Annotated in this window: 22 protein-coding genes and 1 tRNA gene; 7 read left to right on the top strand and 16 right to left on the bottom strand. The window is 36.1% G+C overall.

The genetic code is table 11. The annotated features are described in order from the left end of the window. Window positions 1–14 precede the first annotated feature (14 nt). The 4 genes from kbl (at window position 15) to ACFSQ0_RS08735 (ending at window position 5,619) form a co-directional block, all read left to right on the top strand. A complete protein-coding gene (gene kbl / locus ACFSQ0_RS08750; RefSeq protein ID WP_379047045.1) occupies window positions 15–1,211 on the top strand; it encodes a glycine C-acetyltransferase in 1,197 nt (398 codons plus the stop codon). A 116-nt stretch (window positions 1,212–1,327) separates the two neighbouring features. Continuing rightward, a complete protein-coding gene (locus tag ACFSQ0_RS08745; protein WP_379047043.1) occupies window positions 1,328–2,704 on the top strand; it encodes an OmpA family protein in 1,377 nt (458 codons plus the stop codon). Window positions 2,705–2,766: 62 nt separating this feature from the next. Next, window positions 2,767–5,448, top strand: coding sequence for a PD-(D/E)XK nuclease family protein (locus ACFSQ0_RS08740; RefSeq protein ID WP_379047040.1), 2,682 nt, complete (start codon window positions 2,767–2,769; stop codon window positions 5,446–5,448). 97 nt (window positions 5,449–5,545) lie between these two features. Continuing rightward, window positions 5,546–5,619, top strand: a tRNA-Ala gene (locus tag ACFSQ0_RS08735). Window positions 5,620–5,788: 169 nt separating this feature from the next. On the opposite strand, the gene ACFSQ0_RS08730 is transcribed toward ACFSQ0_RS08735, so the two are convergent. The 14 genes from ACFSQ0_RS08730 to ACFSQ0_RS08665 form a co-directional block, all read right to left on the bottom strand. Next, the gene (locus ACFSQ0_RS08730; protein WP_379047037.1) at window positions 5,789–7,015 is read right to left on the bottom strand and encodes a murein hydrolase activator EnvC family protein; all 1,227 of its coding nucleotides are present in this window, start codon (window positions 7,013–7,015) and stop codon (window positions 5,789–5,791) included. Beyond that, a complete protein-coding gene (locus ACFSQ0_RS08725; RefSeq protein ID WP_379047034.1) occupies window positions 7,012–7,785 on the bottom strand; it encodes a DUF4292 domain-containing protein in 774 nt (257 codons plus the stop codon). The genes ACFSQ0_RS08730 and ACFSQ0_RS08725 overlap by 4 nt, the downstream gene beginning before the upstream one ends. 4 nt (window positions 7,786–7,789) lie before the next feature. Beyond that, on the bottom strand, window positions 7,790–9,145 hold the full coding sequence (locus ACFSQ0_RS08720) for a tetratricopeptide repeat protein (protein WP_379047031.1): 1,356 nt from the start codon (window positions 9,143–9,145) through the stop codon (window positions 7,790–7,792). A 1-nt stretch (window position 9,146) separates the two neighbouring features. Beyond that, window positions 9,147–10,160 (bottom strand): sugar phosphate nucleotidyltransferase, encoded by a 1,014-nt coding sequence (locus tag ACFSQ0_RS08715; RefSeq protein WP_379047028.1) that lies wholly within the window; start codon window positions 10,158–10,160, stop codon window positions 9,147–9,149. 25 nt (window positions 10,161–10,185) lie between these two features. Continuing rightward, a complete protein-coding gene (gene dut, locus ACFSQ0_RS08710) occupies window positions 10,186–10,617 on the bottom strand; it encodes a dUTP diphosphatase (RefSeq protein ID WP_379047025.1) in 432 nt (143 codons plus the stop codon). An 8-nt stretch (window positions 10,618–10,625) separates the two neighbouring features. Beyond that, window positions 10,626–12,050, bottom strand: coding sequence for a lipopolysaccharide biosynthesis protein (locus ACFSQ0_RS08705; protein WP_379047022.1), 1,425 nt, complete (start codon window positions 12,048–12,050; stop codon window positions 10,626–10,628). Between the two features lie 155 nt (window positions 12,051–12,205). Next, window positions 12,206–13,072, bottom strand: coding sequence for an ATP synthase F1 subunit gamma (atpG, locus tag ACFSQ0_RS08700; RefSeq protein WP_379047019.1), 867 nt, complete (start codon window positions 13,070–13,072; stop codon window positions 12,206–12,208). Window positions 13,073–13,134: 62 nt separating this feature from the next. Then, a complete protein-coding gene (gene atpA / locus ACFSQ0_RS08695; protein ID WP_379047016.1) occupies window positions 13,135–14,715 on the bottom strand; it encodes a F0F1 ATP synthase subunit alpha in 1,581 nt (526 codons plus the stop codon). 47 nt (window positions 14,716–14,762) lie between these two features. Continuing rightward, window positions 14,763–15,308, bottom strand: coding sequence for an ATP synthase F1 subunit delta (gene atpH, locus ACFSQ0_RS08690; protein ID WP_379047013.1), 546 nt, complete (start codon window positions 15,306–15,308; stop codon window positions 14,763–14,765). Window positions 15,309–15,316: 8 nt separating this feature from the next. Beyond that, window positions 15,317–15,811 carry a F0F1 ATP synthase subunit B gene (locus ACFSQ0_RS08685; protein WP_379047010.1) on the bottom strand — a complete coding sequence of 165 codons (495 nt, stop codon included), beginning with the start codon at window positions 15,809–15,811 and terminating at the stop codon, window positions 15,317–15,319. An 89-nt stretch (window positions 15,812–15,900) separates the two neighbouring features. Then, on the bottom strand, window positions 15,901–16,122 hold the full coding sequence (gene atpE / locus ACFSQ0_RS08680; RefSeq protein ID WP_147861906.1) for an ATP synthase F0 subunit C: 222 nt from the start codon (window positions 16,120–16,122) through the stop codon (window positions 15,901–15,903). A gap of 33 nt (window positions 16,123–16,155) precedes the next feature. After that, on the bottom strand, window positions 16,156–17,238 hold the full coding sequence (gene atpB / locus ACFSQ0_RS08675; RefSeq protein ID WP_379048812.1) for a F0F1 ATP synthase subunit A: 1,083 nt from the start codon (window positions 17,236–17,238) through the stop codon (window positions 16,156–16,158). A 186-nt stretch (window positions 17,239–17,424) separates the two neighbouring features. Continuing rightward, on the bottom strand, window positions 17,425–19,125 hold the full coding sequence (gene recJ, locus ACFSQ0_RS08670; protein WP_379047007.1) for a single-stranded-DNA-specific exonuclease RecJ: 1,701 nt from the start codon (window positions 19,123–19,125) through the stop codon (window positions 17,425–17,427). 25 nt (window positions 19,126–19,150) lie between these two features. Then, window positions 19,151–19,717 carry a uracil-DNA glycosylase family protein gene (locus ACFSQ0_RS08665; protein WP_379047004.1) on the bottom strand — a complete coding sequence of 189 codons (567 nt, stop codon included), beginning with the start codon at window positions 19,715–19,717 and terminating at the stop codon, window positions 19,151–19,153. 43 nt (window positions 19,718–19,760) lie between these two features. On the opposite strand from ACFSQ0_RS08665, the gene ACFSQ0_RS08660 reads away from it, so the two are divergent. Beyond that, on the top strand, window positions 19,761–20,174 hold the full coding sequence (locus ACFSQ0_RS08660) for a hypothetical protein (protein WP_379047001.1): 414 nt from the start codon (window positions 19,761–19,763) through the stop codon (window positions 20,172–20,174). Here the strand turns inward: ACFSQ0_RS08660 and rsmI are convergent. Together rsmI and ACFSQ0_RS08650 are read right to left on the bottom strand one after the other, a co-directional pair. Then, a complete protein-coding gene (gene rsmI, locus ACFSQ0_RS08655) occupies window positions 20,171–20,845 on the bottom strand; it encodes a 16S rRNA (cytidine(1402)-2'-O)-methyltransferase (protein WP_379046998.1) in 675 nt (224 codons plus the stop codon). The two genes, ACFSQ0_RS08660 and rsmI, sit on opposite strands and share 4 nt — an antisense overlap. Then, the gene (locus ACFSQ0_RS08650; protein WP_379046995.1) at window positions 20,845–21,708 is read right to left on the bottom strand and encodes a hypothetical protein; all 864 of its coding nucleotides are present in this window, start codon (window positions 21,706–21,708) and stop codon (window positions 20,845–20,847) included. The genes rsmI and ACFSQ0_RS08650 overlap by 1 nt, the downstream gene beginning before the upstream one ends. Window positions 21,709–21,811: 103 nt before the next feature. On the opposite strand from ACFSQ0_RS08650, the gene ACFSQ0_RS08645 reads away from it, so the two are divergent. Together ACFSQ0_RS08645 and alr are read left to right on the top strand one after the other, a co-directional pair. Continuing rightward, window positions 21,812–22,456, top strand: coding sequence for a thymidine kinase (locus tag ACFSQ0_RS08645; RefSeq protein WP_379046992.1), 645 nt, complete (start codon window positions 21,812–21,814; stop codon window positions 22,454–22,456). A gap of 7 nt (window positions 22,457–22,463) precedes the next feature. After that, complete coding sequence (gene alr / locus ACFSQ0_RS08640) at window positions 22,464–23,564, top strand: alanine racemase (protein ID WP_379046989.1); 1,101 nt, start codon at window positions 22,464–22,466, stop codon at window positions 23,562–23,564. The last annotated feature ends 6 nt before the right edge of the window (window positions 23,565–23,570 follow it).

Raw genomic sequence — 23,570 nt, 5'->3', positions numbered from 1 at the left:
TAAAACAAAACACTATGTATAGCAAAGAAATTAAAGCACATTTGCAAGCTCAGTTAGACGAAATTAAAGAAAATGGGCTGTATAAGAAAGAACGCGTAATTACTTCACCACAAGATGCAGTAATTAAGATTGAAACTGGTGAAGAGGTTATTAACTTTTGTGCCAACAACTACTTAGGTTTGTCATCGCACCCAGAGGTGATTCAAGCGGCTAAAGACACTTTAGATGAACGCGGTTTTGGTATGAGCAGTGTACGTTTTATCTGCGGAACACAAGATATCCACAAAAAACTTGAGCAAAATATAGCAGACTTTTATCAAACCGAAGATACCATTCTCTATGCGGCAGCTTTTGATGCCAATGGAGGAGTTTTTGAGCCTATTTTAACTAAAGAGGACGCCATTATTTCTGACTCCCTAAATCACGCTTCAATTATAGATGGTGTGCGCCTATGTAAGGCGGCTAGATACCGTTATCAAAATAACAATATGGCCGATTTAGAAAAACAACTAAAGCAAGCCAATGAAGACGGGGCACGTTTTAAAATTATAGTTACCGATGGCGTATTTTCAATGGATGGTCTAGTGGCTCCACTTGATCAAATTTGTGATTTAGCCGACAAATACGATGCTTTGGTTATGATAGACGAGTGCCATGCCACTGGTTTTATTGGAGCCAACGGTATAGGTACACTAGAGGAGAAAGATGTAATGGGTAGAATAGATATCATTACCGGTACTCTAGGTAAGGCTTTGGGTGGCGCTATGGGCGGATATACCACTGGTAAAAAAGAAATTATTGAGTTGTTAAGACAACGATCTAGACCTTATTTGTTTTCAAACTCTTTGGCTCCTGCCATTGTAGGCGCCTCAAACAAAGTATTTGAGATGCTTAATTCAAGCACGCATTTAAGAGATCAAGTAATGGAAAATACTGCTTATTTCAAAAAAGAAATGAAGGCTGCGGGCTTTGATATTATAGACGGCGATTCGGCAATTGTACCAGTTATGTTATACGATGCAAAACTTTCTCAAAAAATGGCCGATAGGTTACTGGAAGAGGGAATTTACGTAATAGGATTCTTTTATCCTGTAGTGCCTAAAGAGCAAGCAAGAATACGTGTTCAACTCTCTGCAGCACATACAAAAGCTCATTTAGAAAAAGCCGTTGAGGCATTCACAAAAGTGGGTAAAGAATTAGGAGTTATTTAGTTTAATTATTGATGAATAGGCGGTTTTCATTAAGAAAACTTTATTATTTTAATTTTTGTAAATGTTAAAGAACCCTCTATTTTTGCTTCAATAACACTAAAAATAAATAATTGAATATGAAACATCTTGGCAAATTATTATTGGCATCTTTATGCTTGTTAGGAGTAACTAGCCTACAAGCACAAGATAAAAACAACCCTTGGGCGGTTGGTATTGGAATCAACGCTGTTGACGCATATCCTGTAGGTGAAGATGCACCACGTGGGGGCATGTTCAGCGAGTTTTTTAATGTAAAAGATCACTACAACATTTTACCTTCAGTTTCTAAATTAACAATAGGTAGATACATCGGTTCGGGCTTTTCTGCAGAAGTAGCAGGTTCGCTTAACCGTATCGACAAGTTTGGTGATCAAAGCGTAGATGATTTAACTTACTATGCTGTTGATGGTGCTGTACAATACAGCTTTAGAGAGATGATTAACGAAACCGGTTGGTTTGATCCTTATTTAGGAGTAGGAGCAGGGTACAACTGGCTAGATGATGAAGGTTTTGGAACCGCAAACGGTTCTTTAGGATTTAATTTTTGGTTTACAGATAACGTTGCTTTCAACATCCAAAGTACTTATAAAAAAGCTTTTGATGATATGGAAGGACCAGACCATTTCCAACATTCTATGGGAATTAAAATCGCCTTTGGAGGAACCGATACAGATGGTGACGGTGTTTATGACGACAAAGACGAATGTCCAAATGAGCCAGGCTTAGCCGAATTTAACGGATGTCCTGATTCTGACGGAGACGGAATTCCAGATAAAGATGATAAATGTCCTAACGAAGCAGGAAGTGCAGAGTTTATGGGTTGTCCAGATACAGATGGTGATGGCATTGCCGATCCAGAAGATGATTGTCCAAATGAGGCAGGTGTTGCATCATTAAATGGATGTCCTGATGCCGATGGCGACGGAGTTAAAGATGCTGATGACAACTGTCCTAACGAGGCAGGTCCTGCAGAAAACAACGGATGCCCATGGCAAGATAGAGACAATGATGGTGTTTTAGATAAAGACGATCAGTGTCCAGATGTAGCTGGTACTACAGCCAATAATGGTTGTCCAGAAGTTACTGTTGAAATTATCAATGAGTTGAATGAATATTCTAAAACTATTTTATTCGATCTTGGTAAATCTTCAATCCGTAAAGAATCTTTTGAAGCTTTAGAATCTATCGCTGACATCATGGAAGAGTATCCTAATACTGTTTTCCATATTGAAGGGCATACAGATAGCCAAGGTAGTAATAAACTAAACCTAAGACTTTCAAAAGAACGTGCAGCTTCAGTGAGAGATTACTTAGTAAACCAAGCAAATATTGATAGCAGCAGAATTACTTCTGAAGGTTACGGTGAAGAAAGACCAATAGCTACCAATAAAACAGCTGCTGGTAGACAACAAAACAGACGAGTTGAGGTTTCTTTAGAAAAAAATAGAGACTAATTAAACTAAAATAATTATATTGAAAACGCCTCTGAAAAGAGGCGTTTTTTTATTTTTAGGCTATGCAAACATTTATAGAAGAGACGGTATCTAAAATTTTGAAACAGGAACCCAGGCTAGAGCGTTGTAAATTTATTTTACCCAGTAAGCGAGCAGGGGCATTCCTTAAAGAAATCTTACGCAAAGAGGTAAAGGATACAATTTTTGCTCCAGAAGTATTAAGCATAGAAGAATTTATACAAGAAGTAAGTGGGGTAAGCCAGTTGCCTGCTAACAAGACTTTATTTAAATTCTATGAATCCTATGTAGCCGTAATGCCAAAAGAGAAAAAGGAAGATTTTGAAACATTTTACGGATGGGCACATACACTTTTGCACGATTTCAATGAAATTGACCGTTATTTAATCGATACCGATAGTTTCTTTAATTACCTGAGCGATATTCAAGATATCAACCATTGGTCAAAGCAAGAAAGAAAAACCAGCTTAATCCAAAATTATTTGGCATTTTGGAATGCTTTGCCAAGCCTTTATCAACATTTTGTGGCTAACTTACTTCAACAAAAAAAGGCCTATCAAGGATTGATTTACCGCGTTGCAGCCGACCGAATTAAAGATTATATTGAAAATAAAAAACAGACCAAACATTATTTAATTGGTTTTAATGCCTTAAATAATGCAGAGCAAATTTTGTTTCAAGAATTACTAACGGGAGCACAAGCCGAAATATTCTGGGACATCGATCAGTACTTTTTAGATAAAAATTATCATGCCGCAGGGTTATTTATAAGGCGCTATAAAAGCGAATGGTCTTATTACCAAGACAAAAAGTTTCCTGAAATGCCCGAGAATTATTATAATTTTGGCGAAATTCATTGTACGGGTATACCTAAGAATGTAGGACAAGCTAAATACATAGGGAACCTACTTCGTAGTTTCTCAGAAGAGAAAATTCAAAATACCGCTCTGGTATTAAACGATGAAGGCCTATTGCCAGTACTTTTAAATTCTTTGCCAGATAATGTGCACGCTGTAAACATTACCATGGGTCTAAAATTAAGTCAAACCCCATTGGCAAGCTTTTTTGAAACGCTTTTTGCAATTCAACTTTCGGGAGACAAGAAGATTTATTACAAGCAATTTCTAGAAATAGTTAAGCATCCTTTTATGCAACAACTATTAGGTAAAGACGTATCTAAATTACAGCATCATGTAGCCGAAAAAAATAGGGTATATTTTGTTTTAAAAGAATTACGTGATTTATGTAAAGCAGAATCATTTGAGTTGCTTAATCTTTGCTTTACGCAAAAGAAAAAGCCAGTAGAGATTTTAGAAAACTTTTTACAAATCATTAAAATTTTTGAAAAATTTTTTACCACCCAAAAAGCTCTGGAGCGGGAGTACATTTATCACTTTCAAAAATTATTCAATCAACTGCAAAACCTACTCGATGAGGTAGATCAAATCAAAAGCATCTCGGCACTGCATCGCTTTTATAGAGATAGTATTAATCAACATCAACTTGATTTTACGGGGGCTCCATTTAAGGGGTTACAAATTATGGGAATGCTAGAAACACGTGCATTAGATTTTGATACGGTAATTATGGCCAGTGTAAATGAGGGTATCCTACCAGCAGGAAAAAGTAATAATTCTTTTATTCCCTATGATTTAAAACACCAGTACGGCTTGCCTACCTTCAAAGAAAAAGATGCTATATATACCTATCACTTTTACAGATTACTACAAAGGGCCGAAGATGTACACTTGTTATTTAACTCTAATTTTGAAGGCTTGAATGCCGGAGAAAAAAGCAGATTTATCGCTCAATTAGAATATGAACGGCAGCTCAAGGTTACTCATTGGATGCCAGAGGCACGAATCAATAAAGAAACACCTAAAACGAGTAAAAAAACCGCTTTAATGTTAAGGGAGTTGACCAGTATGGCCAAAAAGTTTTCCCCATCGGCACTTTCAAGCTATGTGCGGAATCCTCAAGATTTTTATAAACAATATTTATTAAAAATTAATGATCAAGAGGAAGTCGAGGAAACAGTAGCCTACAATACCCTTGGAAGCATCATTCACGACACACTCGAAAATTTATATGATCCATTTAAGGGGCAATTTTTGAACACAAATAGCATTGATCAAATCGATAAAATTTACGAAAAAGAACTGCAAAAACAGTTTGCCAATACTTATGCCAATTCCAAAAACCTATTTGGTCAAAACTTGTTGATATATGCTGTGGCCAAACGATATATAAAACGGTTTTTAGCCCTAGAAAGAAAAGAGTTGAAAGACAATAAAATTGAATTGATCGGACTTGAAGTACCTCTCAAAATCAAATTAAATACCAAAAACGATTATGGAATAGGAGGGAAGATTGATAGAATAGACCGTAAAAATGGGGTTTTGCGTATCATCGACTATAAAACCGGCTTAGTAACTCCTAGTCAGCTGAAAATTAAAGATTTTGATACCATTATCAGCGATTATCAATATAGCAAAATTTTACAGGTTTTATGTTATGCGTTAATGGTGCACCGCACTCAAGGTTTCGACCAAGCTCAAGGCGGAATAATTTCATTTAAAAATTTAAAAAATGGATTTATGCAGGTTAAGCAGGATAAAGAAACTTTTATTGATGCAAAATTATTAGCCGATTTTGAAGCGACTTTACTAAGTTTAATTGAAGAAATACTCAATCCTAAAATAGATTTTGTAGAAAAAGAGGTGTAAAAAGCATTGATTTTTAAGATCTAGTAAAAGGCGAAGAATTCAATAAAAAATGATGTACATTTAAATAAAAAAATTATATTTGTACCCAACAAAGTCAGGGGAATTAGCTCAGCTGGCTAGAGCGCTACGCTGGCAGCGTAGAGGTCATCGGTTCGACTCCGATATTCTCCACTTTTTTTCTTCTTTTATCTACCCCTCAAAAAATAACTTTATTCATCTAAGTATTTCTTAGAAATTGCCACGACGGCTCTTTCTTTAATTTTTAGTGTCCTGTTCAGGCAAGATTGCTAATTCTAGTTAAAATAGAAGATTCTCGTGAGATCACAATATTACAATTTACTTACATCTTATAAATCCATAAAGAAGGATCTAAATAGGTGGTATTTTTAAAAATATAAAAATTTAATGTAGGTCTTTGGGTTGCCGTTGCTTTTCCTACCTGACCTATCATTTGCCCACGCGAAATTTTTTCGCCTACCTCAACCCGAATATCGTTAAGGTTATTATAAACCGATATAAAGTCACCGTGTCTAATCATAACGGCTTTATTAGCGCCTTTTATAGCCTGGATTTTAAATACCTCACCTTTAAAAATGGCATTCACGGGTTCATTCTCATTAGTTTCTATACGAACACCATTATTCATTATCTTAACGGTATGAATGGTTTTTGATGGGTGTTCGCCAAATTTCATAGTAACCACTCCAGATTTTACAGGCCAAGGTAATTTACCCTTATTGGAGGCAAAGTTGGCTGCAAGTTCCTTAGCTTCGGGTGTTAAAGCAAATTTGTTTTTACTAACTTTAGCACCTTTTTTCTTGTTTTCTGCAGCGATGGCTTCACGAATTAGCTTCTGAATTTGCGCATCTATTTCGCTAATTTCTTTTTGTCTCTCTGCAAGTTGGGCTTTAAAGCTGCCTGTTTTTTCTCGTACTTCAGCAATGAGTATTTCTTGCCTTCGTTTATCTTCTTTGAGTTTTTGTTGGGTTTTTCGATTATCGGCTAACAAAGACTCCTTGGCTTTACGCTGTTCGATTAATTCATTGTTTAGCTCTTTTAATTCTTGGGTTTGTTCTTTTATTTCCTCCCCTTGCTGGTGTCTGTAGTCAGCATATTGTTTCATATACTGCAACCGCTTATAGGCCTGCAAAAAGCTTTCTGATGAAAGTAAAAACATCACCCTGCTTTTTTGCGATTTGCTTCGATAAGATTTGCTAATCATTTTTGCATAATCAGCTTTTAGCTGCTCTAGATCTTTACGTAATTTGGTGATTTTACTCAAATTTTCATTTATCTCACGGGTAAGCAAATTCGCTTGTTGGTTGGTCACTTTTATCAGTTGTTGAGTTGAGCTTATTTTACGCTCAATATCTTCAACTTGAACCAGTAGCGACCTACTTTTTTTCTGGTTGTTTTCTAGTAAATTATTGATTTGCGCAATTTCTTTTTTTAATGCGATACGTTTTGCTTCAAGCCGTTCACGAGCCGTGCTTTGTGCTAACACCGGTGTGGTCAACAGCAGGCATAAGAAAAACATAAAAAAGGTAAAGTGCGTTTTATAAATCATGGTAATTCTATGGCTTTATATCCTTTTGGGATTTCAAATGGGAAGCTTACAGGCTTATTCACTTCTATACTTCTGTAATCGATTTCAATTTGTGTGTTTTCGTTTACTTTGTTTGCTTGTATATCAATTTTCTTGGGAAACCAAAAATCGTTAATTTTTTGATATTCGGGATAATTTATGCGAATACTTTCGGCTTGACCTAATTTATGATAATGTTGAGCATTTAATCGGAAATGAGCCGGATTTATTAATAAAGTTTGGCTCAAAAAAGCATTGAGTTGAGCGGTAAGCTTATATTCTTTTTCTTGAAATAATAAATCGTATTTACCTTTGGTAACAGTAAGCATTGCTTGTCCCAACAAAAGATTTTGTACTTGATCAAAATCAACTGGTAAATTGAGCCATTCACTAAGCAATTCAAAATCACCATCAAAGTAAGTTTGGTCTATTTTCTCATAGTATTGTACCCTATTTGGAGTGATATAAACTTTGGCTAAAGGAATAATCCCTGCCAGTTTTGCACTTAACCAAATGGCTTTATCTTTTTCTATTCGTGCACTAATAGCAATAGATTGTGATTCTTCTTTGCTGGTGTAGCTTCCGCGTAAGCGTGCTTGTAAAGTTTTGATAGCGGGAAAAGACTTCTCGTGAATCTTGGTAAGTTGCCTAACCGAGACATCTTTTGAAACCTTTCCACTTAGGGGTTTACTGGTTTTACAGCCCAAGAGAATAAGGCTAACCGCAAACAAATAAATTATATTTTTAAGCATGCCTCTAGCGATTTTTTAAATTTTGAAGTTGATTTTTGTATGATTGAACTTTTTCTGAGTTATTCATATCTTGATAGTAATTGATTAAGGCCCTATAAATATCTGCCTGTAAATTTGGGTTATTTACTACCAGATCTAAACTGATTAAAAGGTTTTTCTCTGCAGCCTTAAGTTTAAGCGTGTTTAACTGCCCCCAACCGAGGGTATAATAAAAGAATGCTTGAGAGGGGTATACATCAATTGCTTGTTGGCTAACCTCTAAGAGTACCTCATATTTATTTAGCTTTTGAGCTAAAATAAGCACGTTTTTAAGGGTTTCAAAATGGTAAGGATCTTCTTGTAGTTTAGAGGTATAATGTTTAAAAGCAGCAAGCTGGTTTTCATCGACCATATACTTGGCTACTAGTTCGCTATTTGCTTCACGCTCGATTTCGGTTTCAACCAAAGCCAAAAATTCATCTTTATATTGTGGTTGTTGCTGGACAAATTTTGCAAAATCTTGTAATACCCGCTTTTTTATAGTTAAATTATCAACATTTTTGATCACTTTTTTTATAGATGCGATGGCTTGATCAAACTTTCTGTCTTTGAGATATTGCTTATATAGGGCATAATGTGCTGCAGGGGCATTGGCATTTACTCGTAGTAATTTTTGGGCAACTTGCATCATTTTATCAAGTTCATTCTGTTCTTGATAAAACTGCATTAAAACCAAGTAAGCATCTTCTTCTCCCGTATGCCTGTCGATGTAATTGCGCAGGTAAATTTCTTTAAGGCTAGCGGGAGCCTTTTGAAATATCTTTTTTTTAAAATTTTCTCTATATTCAGAATAGCCCTCTTGCAAATTTAAATAGTCTATACTCTCCAGTGCAGCTTCATAATTATTGGTAAGCAAGTATAAATTGGCTAAATCTTCATAAAATAAATTATTTTTTTTGGCAAAATCTTGTGCTAGCGGTATGGCCTTTTTGTACTGATTTGTTTTTAAGTAAACTTGAAAAAGTAAGCTTTTAGCTTCGCGCTTTTGCGGATATTTTTGAAGTAATAATTGAAGTGAATTCTCGGCCTCTTTATAGTCTTTTAGCGCGAAATAATTTTTACCAAGTTCTAAATCTACCGCTAGGCTACGGTTAAACTTTTTGGCTTTTAATAATAGATTTATAGCCTGCTCATGGTTTAAAATAGCTTTTTGCGCCAAGGCATCAAAAAAAAGTTCTTGAAATTCGTCGTTTACTTGACCCAAGTTAGCTTGATTAATCGAATCGGAAACAATAGGACTTTTTTGCGCATAAAACTTTTGCTGTACTCCAATAACGGTGAACAGAGAACACATAAAAAGTCCTATTGCATACTGCTTCATCTTAATCTAAAATTGAATAATCGCCAATGCTAATTTTTGTGAATTTACCATCAAATGTAGCGTGATTCCCGATCATAGCCTCATCGAGTTGTGCATTTCTAATGTTGCTATGGGTTTGTATTAAACTGTTTTTTATCTGGCTGTTTTCTATGCTACACCCCTCTCCTATAGAAACATTTGGACCAACCGTAGTGTTCACCAATTTAACGCCTTTACCAATATAACAAGGAGGAATAATGGTTGATTGTTCTAAAATAATATCATCAGAGACAAGTTGCTCCTTTTCTTCTTGATGCAAAAAGTTAAGCATGCGCTTATTGGTTGCTACCGTCACCGTTTTATTTCCGCAGTCCATCCATTCATCTACCTTCCCAGGCTTAAAGACTAAACCTTTTTGCTTCATTTTTTCTATACCGTCATTGATTTGATATTCTCCGCCGCGCATTAATTTCTCGTCAAGAACCAATTGCAATTGATCTTTAAGTACGTTTACATCTTTAAAGTAATAGATACCGATAACGGCAAGGTCTGATACTTTATCTTTTGGTTTTTCAACCAAATCTGTTATTTCATTTTTATCGTTTAATTTTACCACTCCATAAGCTTCGGGATTCTCAACTTGTTTTACCCAAATCACACTATCTGCTTCTTTATCTAACGTGAAATCTGCCTTAAATAGTGTATCCGCGTAAGCGATAACTGCGGGACCACTTAAAGAGTCTTGTGCGCACATAATGGCATGACCAGTGCCCAATGGCTGATCTTGAATATAAATACTCGCCTTGGCACCTAAATTCTGGGCAATCTGCTTAAGCTTTTCTTCTATTTCCAGACCAAAATCTTTTCCTATTACAAAGGCTATTTCATCTATTGGCGCATCGAGTACTTGTGCAATATCTTCTACAAGGCGTTGCACAATGGGTTTACCCGCAATGGGTATTAGTGGTTTTGGTACAGTGAGGGTATGCGGTCTTAAACGCGAGCCTCTGCCCGCCATAGGTACAATAATTTTCATAAGATATTTTTAATGTCGTTTTAACTTATTTTCCGGTGCTACCAAATCCTCCGGCGCCACGTTGGCTTTCCTCGAGAACGCTAACTTCTTTTAGATTGGCTTGTTCGTGTTGGGCAATAACCATTTGTGCGATACGCTCACCGTCTTCTATAACAAAAGATTCTTGTGAGAGGTTCACCAAAATAATGCCTATTTCTCCTCGGTAGTCGGCATCGATTGTGCCTGGAGAATTAAGTACAGTAATGCCTTTTTTTAAGGCTAAACCGCTACGAGGTCTTACTTGAGCTTCGTAGCCTATTGGAAGTTCAATATATAAGCCTGTTTTAATTAGGGTGCGCTCTAGCGGACCTAAAATAACTTTATCTTCTAGATTGGCGCGTAAATCCATTCCGGCTGCTCCTTGTGTAGCATAATGGGGTAATGGATGTTTAGATTTATTAATGATTTTAACGGTCATAGGACTAGTTATAAGAATTGAGCGATAAATTTTCTCTCTTTTATGTAAATGATTCCCAAAAATAAGAAAAGTAACAGGCTTCCTATATATAAATCGCTGTTAAATATGTAGAATGAAGCAAATGAAAAACCAATTCCTAATCCCAAATAAATTAAAATATTGGTTAAATCGTAGGGTATGTGGTAGTATTTTCTTCCGTAAAGATAAGAAATCACCACCATAATGGCATAAGCAGCAAGAGTTGCGTAAGCGCCGCCCATAAAACCGATAACAGGAATAAGGCTGTAATTGAGTAGGATGGTAATTCCTGCTCCTAAAACTGAAAAATACATTCCATAACGGGTTTTATCGGTTAGTTTATACCAGTAGGCTAGATTAAAGTAAATACCTAAGAATAAATTAGCCAGTAAGACGACGGGTACAATGTTTATGGCTATCCAATAAGAATCATCTCTTACTATTAATCGTTTAAAGAGATGCAAATAAACGCATACAAACACTAGCATTAAACTACCTAATATCACAAAGTACTTCATAATAACGGCATATGTTTGTTTTGCGTTTTTTTGTGCAGCGTGGTTAAAGAAAAATGGCTCGGCGCCGAGACGAAAACCCTGAATAAAAATAGTCATGAAAACCGCAATTTTATAGCAAGCAGCATAGGCTCCATTGATATCCTTATTTAGCAGTTGAGGTATAAGCCATTTATCAAAATTTTCATTGATTACATAGGCTAATCCCGCCACCATTATAGGCCAACCGTATTGTATTAACTGCTTAAAAATTCTTGTGTCAAATTGCCATTTTGTTTTAAAAAAATAAGGCGACAACAAAAGCAGAGTGAACAAACTGGCCACTAGGTTAGCTATGAAAACATAGGTAACTAGATCGTGAGAATAATCTAGAAAACCCAGAGACCAATTGGTTTGGGGGATAAACCACAAAAAAAAGTAGTTAAGACCTACATACAAAGCGATATTTAAAATTTTAATTACAGAAAATTTTATGGGTTTCCCTGTGGCCCGCAAATAGGCGAAGGGGATTACCACAAGGGTGTCTAAACCAATTACCGCAATGAGTAGATTAAAGTAATCTTGTTTTAAATTGACCCATTGTGCTAAAAACGCACTGTTAAGATAAACGCAGACTATAAAAGCTACAGTAGTGAAAGTAAGACTGATAAATGCCGTAGAAAATACTTTTTCTTTTTCTTGATGTTTACTAAAAAACCTAAAAAAAGCAGTTTCCATTCCATAGGTGAGTAAAACATTAAAAAAAGCAGCATAAACATAAAAAACGGTGTTGTCTGAGTAATCTTCGTTTTCTAGTGTAACTGTAAGTAAAGGAACCAATAAAAAATTCATTAATCGTGGTAAGACGGTGGCCATACCATAAATTAATGTGTCTTTAAAGAAATTATTTAATGTGTTCAAGGCTCTTTAGTTGAGGTTTTAAAAGTAGGTATTTATTAGCAATCTAGCAATGCGGTAAGTTATATACAAGCGGTTTGGATTAAGCTTAAAGCGGATAAAAATAGGGTATAAAAAAAGCCTCGGGAACCGAGGCTTCAATATTTTATTTATATAGACTAACCGTTAAGTGCTTCTGCACCTCCTACAATTTCTAAAATCTCGTTGGTAATCGAAGCTTGTCTTGCTTTATTATAAGATAATTTTAGAGCGTCTCTAAGTTCGGTAGCGTTGTCTGTAGCTTTGTGCATAGCGGTCATTCGAGCTCCATGTTCAGAAGCAAATGAATCGCGCAGTGCTTTAAACAATTGCATCTTTAACGATTTAGGAATAAGCTCTTCTATAATTTCGGTTTTATTAGGCTCAAACTTATAGTCGGCTAGCGTATTTTCCTCTTGCTCTTGATTTAGCGGCTCAATAGGTAAAAACTGTTCTGTTTTTACAATTTGGGTTGCAGCATTTTTAAAAGAATTGTATACTAAAATAACGCGATCGTATTTCTTATCGATGAAATCTTGCATGATTTCTTCAGCAAGAAGAACAACCTGGTCAAATTCTAAATGATCAAAGATAGCGGTATCGTTTTTAGCGATAGTAAAATCTTTTTTCAAGATATCATTGGCTTTTTTACCCAGAGTAAATAAGCTAACTTTTTTATCTTTTAAATCGTTTTGAATTAGATTCTTTGTTCCTTTTACGATGTTTGAGTTAAAAGCACCAGCCAAACCTCTATTTGACGAGATAGCCACGACCAATACATTCTCTACTTCACGTTGTTCAGCAAATTTACTATTTGCACCCTCGTCTAAAGACGCGCTTAAGTTTTGAAGCAATTCTGTCAACTTATCTGCATAGGGACGCATAGCGGTAATGGCATCTTGCGCTTTGCTCAATTTTGCTGCCGATACCATTTTCATGGCACTGGTAATCTGCATTGTTGAAGATACCGAACTAATTCTGCTGCGTAACTCTTTTAAATTTGCCATTATACAATGATGAATTTAAACTTCAGCAGGACTTATTAAGCTAGTACTGCTGAAGTTCATTTTTATTTTTTATATTTTCCAGATAACTCTTTCGCTACTTTTGTCATCACATCTAAAGTCTCATCGGTTAACTTACCGGCTTTTAATGTGTCTAAAACATCTCTATGTTTAGCATCTAAGAATTCTAGGTATTCTTTTTCAAATTCTTTTACGCGATCAACAGGAACTTCTTTCAGCAAGTTTTTAGAACCCGCGTAAACAATTGCAATTTGATTCTCTACTGGGTAAGGGTCGTTTTGAGCTTGTTTTAAGATCTCAACGTTACGCTTACCTTTTTCGATAGTGCTTAAAGTTGAGGCATCAAGATCAGATCCGAATTTAGCAAAAGCTTCTAGCTCTCTAAACTGGGCTTGATCTAATTTTAAAGTACCAGCAACTTTTTTCATCGATTTTATCTGGGCCGAACCTCCTACACGAGAAACCGAGATTCCTACATCAATTGCAGGACGTACACCTGAGTTAAATAAATCTGAAGTTAAGAATATCTGACCGTCAGTAATCGAAATTACGTTTGTTGGAATATAAGCCGAAACGTCACCTGCTTGAGTTTCAATAACAGGCAAAGCAGTTAAAGAACCACCACCTTTTACACGATCTTTTAAAGAATCGGGTAGGTCGTTCATGTTTTTTGCGATATCATCATCATTGATCACCTTTGCCGCACGCTCTAATAATCTTGAGTGTAGGTAAAATACATCTCCAGGATAAGCTTCACGTCCCGGTGGTCTTCTTAATAATAAAGATACCTCACGGTAAGCCACGGCTTGTTTTGATAAATCATCATAAATAATTAAGGCTGGTCTACCAGTATCTCTAAAATACTCACCAATAGCAGCACCAGCAAACGGAGCATAAACCTGCATAGGAGCTGGGTCTGATGCATTTGCAGCTACGATAGTAGTGTAGGCTAGTGCGCCTTTATCTTCTAAAGTTTTAGCAATTCCGGCAACGGTAGAAGCCTTTTGACCTACAGCTACATAAATACAGTAAACAGGTTCACCTCTATCGTAAAATTCTTTTTGGTTAAGAATAGTATCAATACAAACAGTAGTTTTACCAGTTTGTCTATCTCCAATTACTAATTCACGCTGTCCTCTTCCTACTGGTACCAAAGCATCAATAGACTTGATTCCGGTTTGTAAAGGTTCTGTAACGGGCTCTCTGTAAATTACCCCAGGAGCTTTTCGCTCTAACGGCATTTGAACGGTTTCGCCCGAAATAGCTCCTTTGCCATCAATAGGTTTTCCAAGTGTATTTACTACTCTACCAACGATACCTTCTCCTACTTGAATAGAAGCAATTTTCTGAGTTCTTTTTACGGTATCACCTTCTTTAATTGCTTTTGAAGCACCTAAAAGTACTACCCCAACATTATCTTCTTCTAGGTTAAGTACCATTCCTTCTAGACCTCCTTCAAACTCAACGAGTTCTCCGTATTCTGCATTGGTAAGGCCGTAAACATTGGCAATACCATCACCTACGGTAAGTACGGTTCCCACTTCATTTAAGGAAGCTTTTCCCTCAAATCCGGATAATTGTTTTTTTAAAATTGCTGAAACTTCAGCAGGATTTACTTCTGCCATAATTATTTAGTATAAATGAATACGTGCACGTATCGTTTTTATTTCTGTTAAATATATGCGTTTTGATTAAACTTCTTTTTAAGCGAATTTAATTTGCCTGCTACACTAGCATCATATTGTAAATCGCCTACACGTAAAATAAAACCACCTAAAATGCTTTCGTCAATAGCATTGGTTAGGGTGGCCTCACTACCGGTAAGTTGTTTAACCTTATCCAGTAATTTAGTATGCATAGCCGGTGTTAATGCGGTTGCGGTAGTTACGTGAGCTACCTTAATATTTTGATCTTCATCATACAAACGAATAAATTGCTTTACTACATCTTGTATAAGAGCTATGCGACCATTTTCTATAAGCACACCAAAGGTGTTTTGGGTGATGGCATCAACGTTTGTAAAAATCTGATTTAAAATCGCTTGTTTATCACTTGCCTTTACCACAGGGCTCTTAAGGATATTAGCTAAATTTTTATTTTCTTTTAGAGTGTTCTCTAGTAAACGAAAATCTGAATTCACCTCTTTTAATACCGCCTTTTCTTTAGCTAATTCTAAAATTGCTTTGGCATAGCGTTGTGCTGCTCTAGTATTGGCCATAGTTTTTGTTAATTTAGCTTCACATCGGCTAGCATATTATCAACTAACTGCATGTGATTTTCTTGGCTGTTTAATTCTTTTTTTACTACTTTTTCTGCGATTTCGATTGACAATTCGGCTACTTGCTGTTTGATTTCGTTCAGTGCAGCTTGTTTTTCTTGTGCAATCGCCTCTTGTGCAGCACTAATCATTTTGCTTGCCTTTAGCTCTGCTTCTGTGCTAGCTTCGTTGATCATTCTTTCTTTAATCGAACGCGCCTCTTTAAGCATTTTATCACGCTCTTCACGCGCTTCTTTTAATAACTTCTCGTTGTTGGCTTTTAAATTTTGCATTTCTAAACGTGCTTTTTCGGCAGCGTCTAGGGCATCATTAATAGAGTCTTCTCTTTTCTTTATGGAATCAAGGATAGGTCTCCAAGCAAATTTAGCTAAAAGAAATATTAAAATTAAGGTGACAACCGTTTGCCACACAAATAATCCAAAATCTGGTTTAATTAAATCCATAGGTTTTTATACTATCTAAAATTAATTTAATTTTTTTAAAAACACTTCTTTTTAACCAACCGTTAAAAAGAAGTGTTTTTTCAATAGGCTTATTTTAACACCCCTAGTAAGGCTGCTACTACACCAAATAACGCCACCCCTTCTACAAGAGCTGCCGCAATAATCATTGCTGTTTGGATTTTGTTTGCTGCTTCTGGTTGACGAGCGATAGCCTCCATTGCGGCTGCACCAATCTTACCAACACCAAATGCTGCTCCAAAAACTGCTAATCCAGCTCCTAAAGCTGCCAATCCTACATATAATAATTCCATAGTAAAAAAAATTAAAAAATTAAAAAATTAAAATTAATGATGTTCATGTTCTTCAACGGCCACTCCAATAAAAAGGGCCGATAGCATGGTAAAGATAAAAGCTTGTAAAAATGCTACTAATAGCTCTAATACCATTATAAATAAGGCGAATGGAACCGAAATTCCGGCTACACCTACATTTTCTAAAATAAAAATTAAGCCTAATAAACTTAAAATAATAATATGCCCCGCAGTGATATTCGCAAATAGACGTATCATTAAGGCAATTGGTTTAATGAATAATCCAATCAACTCAATTGGTGCTAATAATATTTTAACAGGCACGGGTACACCGGGCATCCAGAAAATATGCGCCCAGTAATCTTTATTACCGTTTATTAAAATCAAAATTAGGGTAAATAATCCTAAAGCAACCGTAACCGAAATATTTCCAGTAACGTTTGCTGCTCCAGGCAAAAGCCCTAATAAATTGGTAATCCAAATAAAGAAAAATACAGTTAGTAAGAATGGCATAAACTTCATATACTTTTTCTTACCTATATTTGGTATGGCAATGTCATCACGTACAAAAAGAACTAAGGCTTCCAAGGCATTATTAAGACCCTTTGGCGCTTTGTCACTTTTTTTATGATGACGCGCTAGGCTAAAAAAGAAAATAAGCATTACTATTACCGTTAAAAACATAGCCGCTACGTTTTTAGTTATCGATAAATCAGTTGGAGCTGTAGCATTATTGGGGTAATGGTCTTCACCAAAACTAAGTTTTTCTTCACCCGCATTAAGTTGATAAATCGTCTCGTGATAATTTACAAAGCGCTTACCGTCTTTCTCTACCACAACTTCACCTTCAATATCGTGATGAAATTCACTAGACATAAAAGAAACCACTCCGTCTTCAGTATAAAGAATTACGGGTAATGGCAAGGTGTATGAATTATCACCACTTCCTAAAAAGTGCCATCCATGCGCATCACCAATATGATGCATTATCATGTCTGTAGGGTTAAACTGCTCTTCAACTTCAGAATTTGATTCTTTAGCCAATGAGTTAAAAGGGATCGCAGTTAAGGTTATTGCTAGTGCAATTAGAAACTTAAACGATTTAAATGTTGTCATCATAGCTGATCAACTTAATGGATTGCGCTTAAAAAATTTTGTGCAAAGATAGTCTTTTATAACTTATTTAAAAGACTTGTAATTAAATTTTTTATATAGGCTGCCAGACAATGCTAGATGGAGCGTTTTTGCGGTTTAAGCACTTCGTTTTCAGTTAACAAGAATTAAGTGGTGCTACAGGTTGGGCTAATTCTTGAAATCGAAATCTCTTAGCTTAAGTTGCAGGGTGGTTTGACCGTTCCATTCGTTTTCTTCTAGACTATAAACAGCCGAGCAACTTTTAGCGCGGAGTAGATCTTGTAGATGCTTACCCAAGTTAAATCCTATCCCAGAAAAAATATGCTTACTGCCACTCTGTTTAAGACTGCATTTAAGGTGATTTTTATCTGCTCCTACTTGTTTAGAAAAGCCGTTTTCTTTCAAATTATCACTCATAAAGATGGGGGCTGGATTTCCTGGACCGAAAGGCGCAAATTGGCTCAGGATTCTATAAAATTTTGGAGTTATTGATTTGAAGTCTAATTTTAAATCGATGTTTATTTCGGGTTCTAGTAGTTTGGGGTTGATTTGTTGTTGTACGACTTGTTCAAATTTTTGTTTAAAAAGGCTGTAATTCTCTTCAGTCAAGGTTAGGCCAGCAGCATACTTATGACCTCCAAACTGCTCAATTAATTCTTGACAGGCTTCTAAAGCCGCATATAAATCAAATCCTTTTACAGATCTTGCCGAAGCAGCTAACTTTTCTCCACTTTTTGTAAACACTAAGGTGGGTCTGTAGTAGGTCTCGGTTAAACGCGATGCCACTATTCCTATTACTCCTTTGTGCCAATCTTTTTGATAAACTACTGTGGTGGTTCTTTTTTCTTCTTTTAAACTTTTTATTTGGCTTAATGCCTCTTGAGTTATATTTTTATCTGTTTCTCGACGGTCTTGGTTAAATCTATCAATGGCATGAGCCATTTCTTGTGCTTCCTTGGGGTCGGTGGTAAGCATTAGATCCACCGCGCGTAAAGCGTGTTCCATTCGACCAGCAGCATTTATTCGGGGTGCAATGATAAAAACTACATCGGTTATGCTTAGTTTTTTTTTATTGATTTCTTTTATAATGGCTTGAAAACCAACACGAGGCAAGCTGTTGATTACCTGCAATCCGTAAAAAGCTAAAATTCTATTTTCTCCTGTTATAGGTACAATATCTGCGCCAATGGCTGTGGCTACTAGATCTAAATAAGGGGTTAAAAACTCAATACCTCTACCTTGATTTTTTTCTAAAGCTTGTATTAATTTGAAACCAACTCCACATCCGCAAAGTTCTTTGTAAGGGTAGTTACAATCGGGTCGCTTAGGATTTAAAACGGCAACTGCCTTTGGTATTTCGGGTCCTGGTCTGTGGTGATCGCAAATAATGAAGTCTAATCCCTTCTTTTGTGCATAATCTACCTTATCTACCGCTTTGATGCCACAATCTAACGCAATAATTAAATCGAATTCATTATCGTGTGCAAAATCAATACCTTGATAAGAAATACCATAACCTTCTTTGTATCTATCAGGTATGTAGCAAATTACATTTTCTGTATAATTGCGTAAATAAGAACTCATCAATGCAACACTTGTTGTGCCATCTACATCATAATCTCCATATACAAGAATTCTTTGATTAAGCTGTATGGCTTGTTCAATTCTGTTTACAGCGATATCCATATCTTGCATTAAAAAGGGGTCGTGCAGGTCGGCTAGGCTTGGTCTAAAAAAGGCTCTTGCTTGCTCAAAATTTTCAATTCCGCGCTGAACCAATAAAGTGGCAATATTCTGGTCTACTTGAAGTGCCCCTTGTAGGTGTTTGACTTTTTCAATATCGGGTATTGGTTTTAATGTCCAGCGCATTTTTTATGGATTTGAACAGATAAAGTTACAAAACTTTATGTTGTATATATTGTCTTATATTAGGAATTGCTTCTTTTTCAAACCAAGGATTCTTGCTTCTCCAAAATCGGTTTACGGGGGAAGGATGCGGTAAGGGTAAGTATTGAGGAAGGTATTCTTTAAAATTCTCAACCTGCTGGGTTAAACTTTTTTTACCGTCTAAATAATACTTACAAGCGTGCGCCCCAATGAGTATTTTTAAAGGTTGATCTTTAAACGCGTCTAATATGCTTTTGTGCCATAAAGGCGCACATTCTTTTCTAGGAGGTAAGTCACCAGTTTTGGCTTTGCCAGGATAACAAAATCCCATGGGCATTACGCCAAAGTTATCGGTATTATAAAATTGTTCATCTGTAACGCCGAGCCATTCTCTTAATTTTCTTCCGCTAGGATCATTCCAGTCAATACCGGTGTTGTGAACAGCTCTTCCTGGGGCCTGACTTATCAATAGTATTTTTGTATTTTGATTAAAACGCACTATGGGTTTAGCACCAAGGGGTAAATTCTTTTCGCAGAAGGTACAAGAACGAATATCTTTTAATAAGTCTTTCATAAAGCAAAGCTATTTAATTACTTTTGAACAACCATAAATAATTATGCAGCAGGATACCTTAAAATTTAAGCAAAATAACCTTTTGATTATAGGTTTAGTGATAGTAGTAGGCGCCTTGCTTTTACTTATTGGTTTGTCAGGTTATATTCTTAGTGAAAGCACTATTTACTTTTACCTTATAATATTAGGTAATCTATTATTAATTACTAGTTTCTTCGTCATGAGATTGCGGAAAAATCAAGTTCTTTATGACCCTGTTTTTATCCGCTTTAAGCTGAAAAATCACCCAAAACATAAAATTAAAATAACCGATATCAAATCAGCATATCTTCAGGGAGATGAGCTAGTTTTGCTGTTGAATCAGGAGAAGAAACATTTTCATTTAACATCTTATTCAAAGCAAGATCGGCTGGCGCTTTTAAATTTAATAGAAGCACTTATTGAGCAAGCAGATTAAGCGGTTTTTCCTGCAACTATGAGAACTATTTCGCCTTTGGGTGGTTTTTCGGTATAATGTTCAATTAATTCTGTTAAACTGCCTCTTTGGGTTTCTTCGTGCATTTTTGAAATTTCTCTCGAAATACTGGCTAATCGCCCTTCTCCTAGGTATTCAGCAAGATGGTTTAGGGTTTTAATCAACTTATGAGGTGATTCATAAAATACCATGGTTCTAGTTTCTTCGCTTAAAAACTTTAAGCGGGTTTGTCTTCCTTTTTTGACGGGTAAAAAACCTTCGAATACAAACTTGTCATTTGGTAATCCACTATTGACTAGTGCGGGAACAAAAGCCGTAGCTCCTGGTAGACAGTCTACTTCTATGTGGGCCTCAATACAAGCTCGGGTGAGTAAGAAGCCAGGATCAGAAATGGCAGGTGTACCCGCGTCGCTAATGAGTGCGGCGGTTTCACCATTTAAAATACGATCAACTATTTTGGCTGTAGTTTTATGTTCATTATGCATATGATGGCTATGCATAGGCGTGCTTATTTCGTAATGTTTTAGAAGTTTACCGCTTGTTCTTGTGTCTTCGGCTAAAATAAAATCGACCGTTTTTAAGATCCGTAAAGCTCTTAAAGTAATGTCTTCTAAATTTCCGATGGGGGTAGGAACTAGAAATAATTTACTCATTATATAAATTTATTTTCAATTGCATTCATAAAGCGGGTTTCAATTTCTTCTTTGTTTTCCCAATGGTTATAGTCGGGTTTTACTTGTTCTTGAAGAAAACTATGCGCTTCTTGCCAATGCTCTAAGGTGTTAAGCTGAGAAATCACGCGATTATAATCGTTTGCATCGCCATCAAACAAATGTTTGATGTAGGCCAAACGGTCATTTAGCCCAATCTGTATACCTTGTTTCAAACGTTGATTGAGTGATTTTTTCTGTGCAACCTGGTCGTTGTGTGTTTTTTTAGGTTCAAATTCGGCTAACTCGCTTCCAAAAAGCATCTCTTGTTTTGGTAAAGACTGCTCTTTTTTTGTAGTAGCTGGTTGGCTTGGTTTTTCTTGTTCTTTTGTGGTGCCTATTGGTTCAAATTGAGGTAATTCATCAAAATGAACTCCAAAATCTGTGGTGTTTTCTTCTTTTTTTACGCTAGCCTCTGTTTCAGTTTTCTCTTGGTTAATTGATTTTGAAGTTTCAGAGGTTATTAAATCTGATGTATTTTCTTCTTTTGGGGTGTCTTTTTTTGACTCAGTAATATCTTTATGATCAGATTCTGAAGTTTTCTCAATGGGCTTTTCTTGGCTGGTTGCGGTGGTTTTAGTTTGGGTGTGGGTAGATTCATCAAATCTTGCCAAGCGTTCTTCAATCTGGGATTTACCAATTGTAGGTTGGTTACCTTCAAAATGTTTTTCGGTAAAAGAAAGCACGCTCAATTTTTCATGCAATTCTGCGCTAATTGCTTTTAACTCGTGCACTTCTGCTCTGTTTCGTAATTGTAAAATACGGTGTGCAAGACTCATTAACTCGGCTTCTAGTTGCTTTTTCATAACTTTCTTTATAAGTTTATTTACGCGGTGGTATTTTTATTAATTTTACTCTAAGAAAAAAGACAAAAATATATCCCATTAATTAAAGGCTGAAAAATACAAAATGTTTCTTGAAAATACAGTAAATCACGAAGAGCAATTTGGTTGGATTGAGGTTATTTGCGGTAGTATGTTTTCTGGTAAGACCGAAGAGTTGATAAGAAGACTAAAGCGCGCTCAATTTGCCAAACAAAAAGTTGAAATTTTTAAACCTGCCGTCGATACGCGGTATGATGATCATTTTGTGGTATCTCACGATGAAAACGAAATACGGTCTACGCCGGTGCCTGCAGCTGCGAATATTCGCCTACTAGCCGATGGCTGTCAAGTAGTAGGCATTGATGAAGCTCAATTTTTTGATGATGAAATTGTAAGTGTTTGCAATGATTTGGCCAATAAAGGTATAAGAGTGGTAGTTGCTGGGCTAGATATGGATTTTAAAGGTAATCCTTTTGGTCCTATGCCTAATTTAATGGCCACTGCAGAATATGTGACTAAAGTACATGCGGTTTGTACGCGTACGGGAAACCTGGCGCAATATAGTTTCCGCAAAGCTGCTAGTAAAGATTTAGTGTTATTGGGAGAAACGCTAGAATACGAACCCCTAAGTCGTGCGGCTTATGTAAAGGCGATGCGAGAACAAAAGAAAAGAGAAGATTCGGCTATAATTGATAATGAAATAGGAACAGATCAAGAGCCCTTAAAATAATGTAGAAATGATAGGAGAAACAGTATTAGAAATAAATTTAAAATCTTTAGCACATAATTTTGAATACTTAAAAAGCAAAATTAAATCTAGTACCAAAGTAATGGGCGTTGTAAAGGCCTTTGCTTATGGGAGCGAAGCAGGTGAAGTAGCGCTTAAATTACAAGAATTGGGTATAGATTTTTTTGCGGTAGCCTATACAAATGAAGGGGTTAAATTAAGAGAGGTGGGAGTTACCCAACCTATTTTGGTGCTTCATCCCCAATCTATGCATTTTGAGACCCTAATACAAAACTGTCTTACTCCTAGCATTTATAGTAAATTTGTACTTGATCACTTTATCGCTTCCGCGGAAGCGCATAAACAAAAAAATTACCCTATACACCTAAAATTGAATACCGGCTTTAATCGTTTGGGTTTTGCCAATCAAGAGTTGGATGGGGTGATTGAAAAATTAAGAACCACTAAGGCTGTTCAGGTTGAGGGTGTATATTCTCATTTGGCGGCAAGTGAAGATTTAAAAGAAAAAGAATTTTCACTCTCGCAAATTAAAAACTATGAGGCTATGAGTAGCCAATTAATCCATCAATTGGGATACAAGCCTTTAAAGCATTTATGCAACACTAGTGGCATATTAAATTACCCAGAAGCGCACCATGATATGGTTCGCACAGGAATTGGTTTGCATGGTTATAGTAATGATTTTGCGGTTGATGCCGCACTTAAGCCTATAGCTACTTTAAAAACAATAATTTCACAGATTCATGAAGTGCAACCAGGTGAATCTGTAGGATATAACCGCAAATTTATAGCCGAAAAATTTACTAAGACAGCAACCCTCCCTCTCGGTCACGCCGATGGGATTAACCGAATTTACGGAAAGGGTAAAAATTATGTTTCTATAAAAGGGGAGAAAGCACCTATCATAGGAAACGTATGTATGGATATGATTATGGTAGATGTTACCCATATTAATTGCAAAGAGGGCGATGAGGTAATTGTTTTTGGACCCGAATTAAGTGCTGAAGTATTTGCTAATTTGGCAGGAAGTATATCTTATGAACTGATTACTTCGGTATCTCAACGCATTAAGCGAAAAATTATAAATTAAATTCAA

Source organism: Mesonia sediminis, assembly GCF_042684705.1.
GTDB lineage: Bacteria > Bacteroidota > Bacteroidia > Flavobacteriales > Flavobacteriaceae > Mesonia > Mesonia sediminis.
This window is presented reverse-complemented; position numbering and strand designations above follow the sequence as displayed.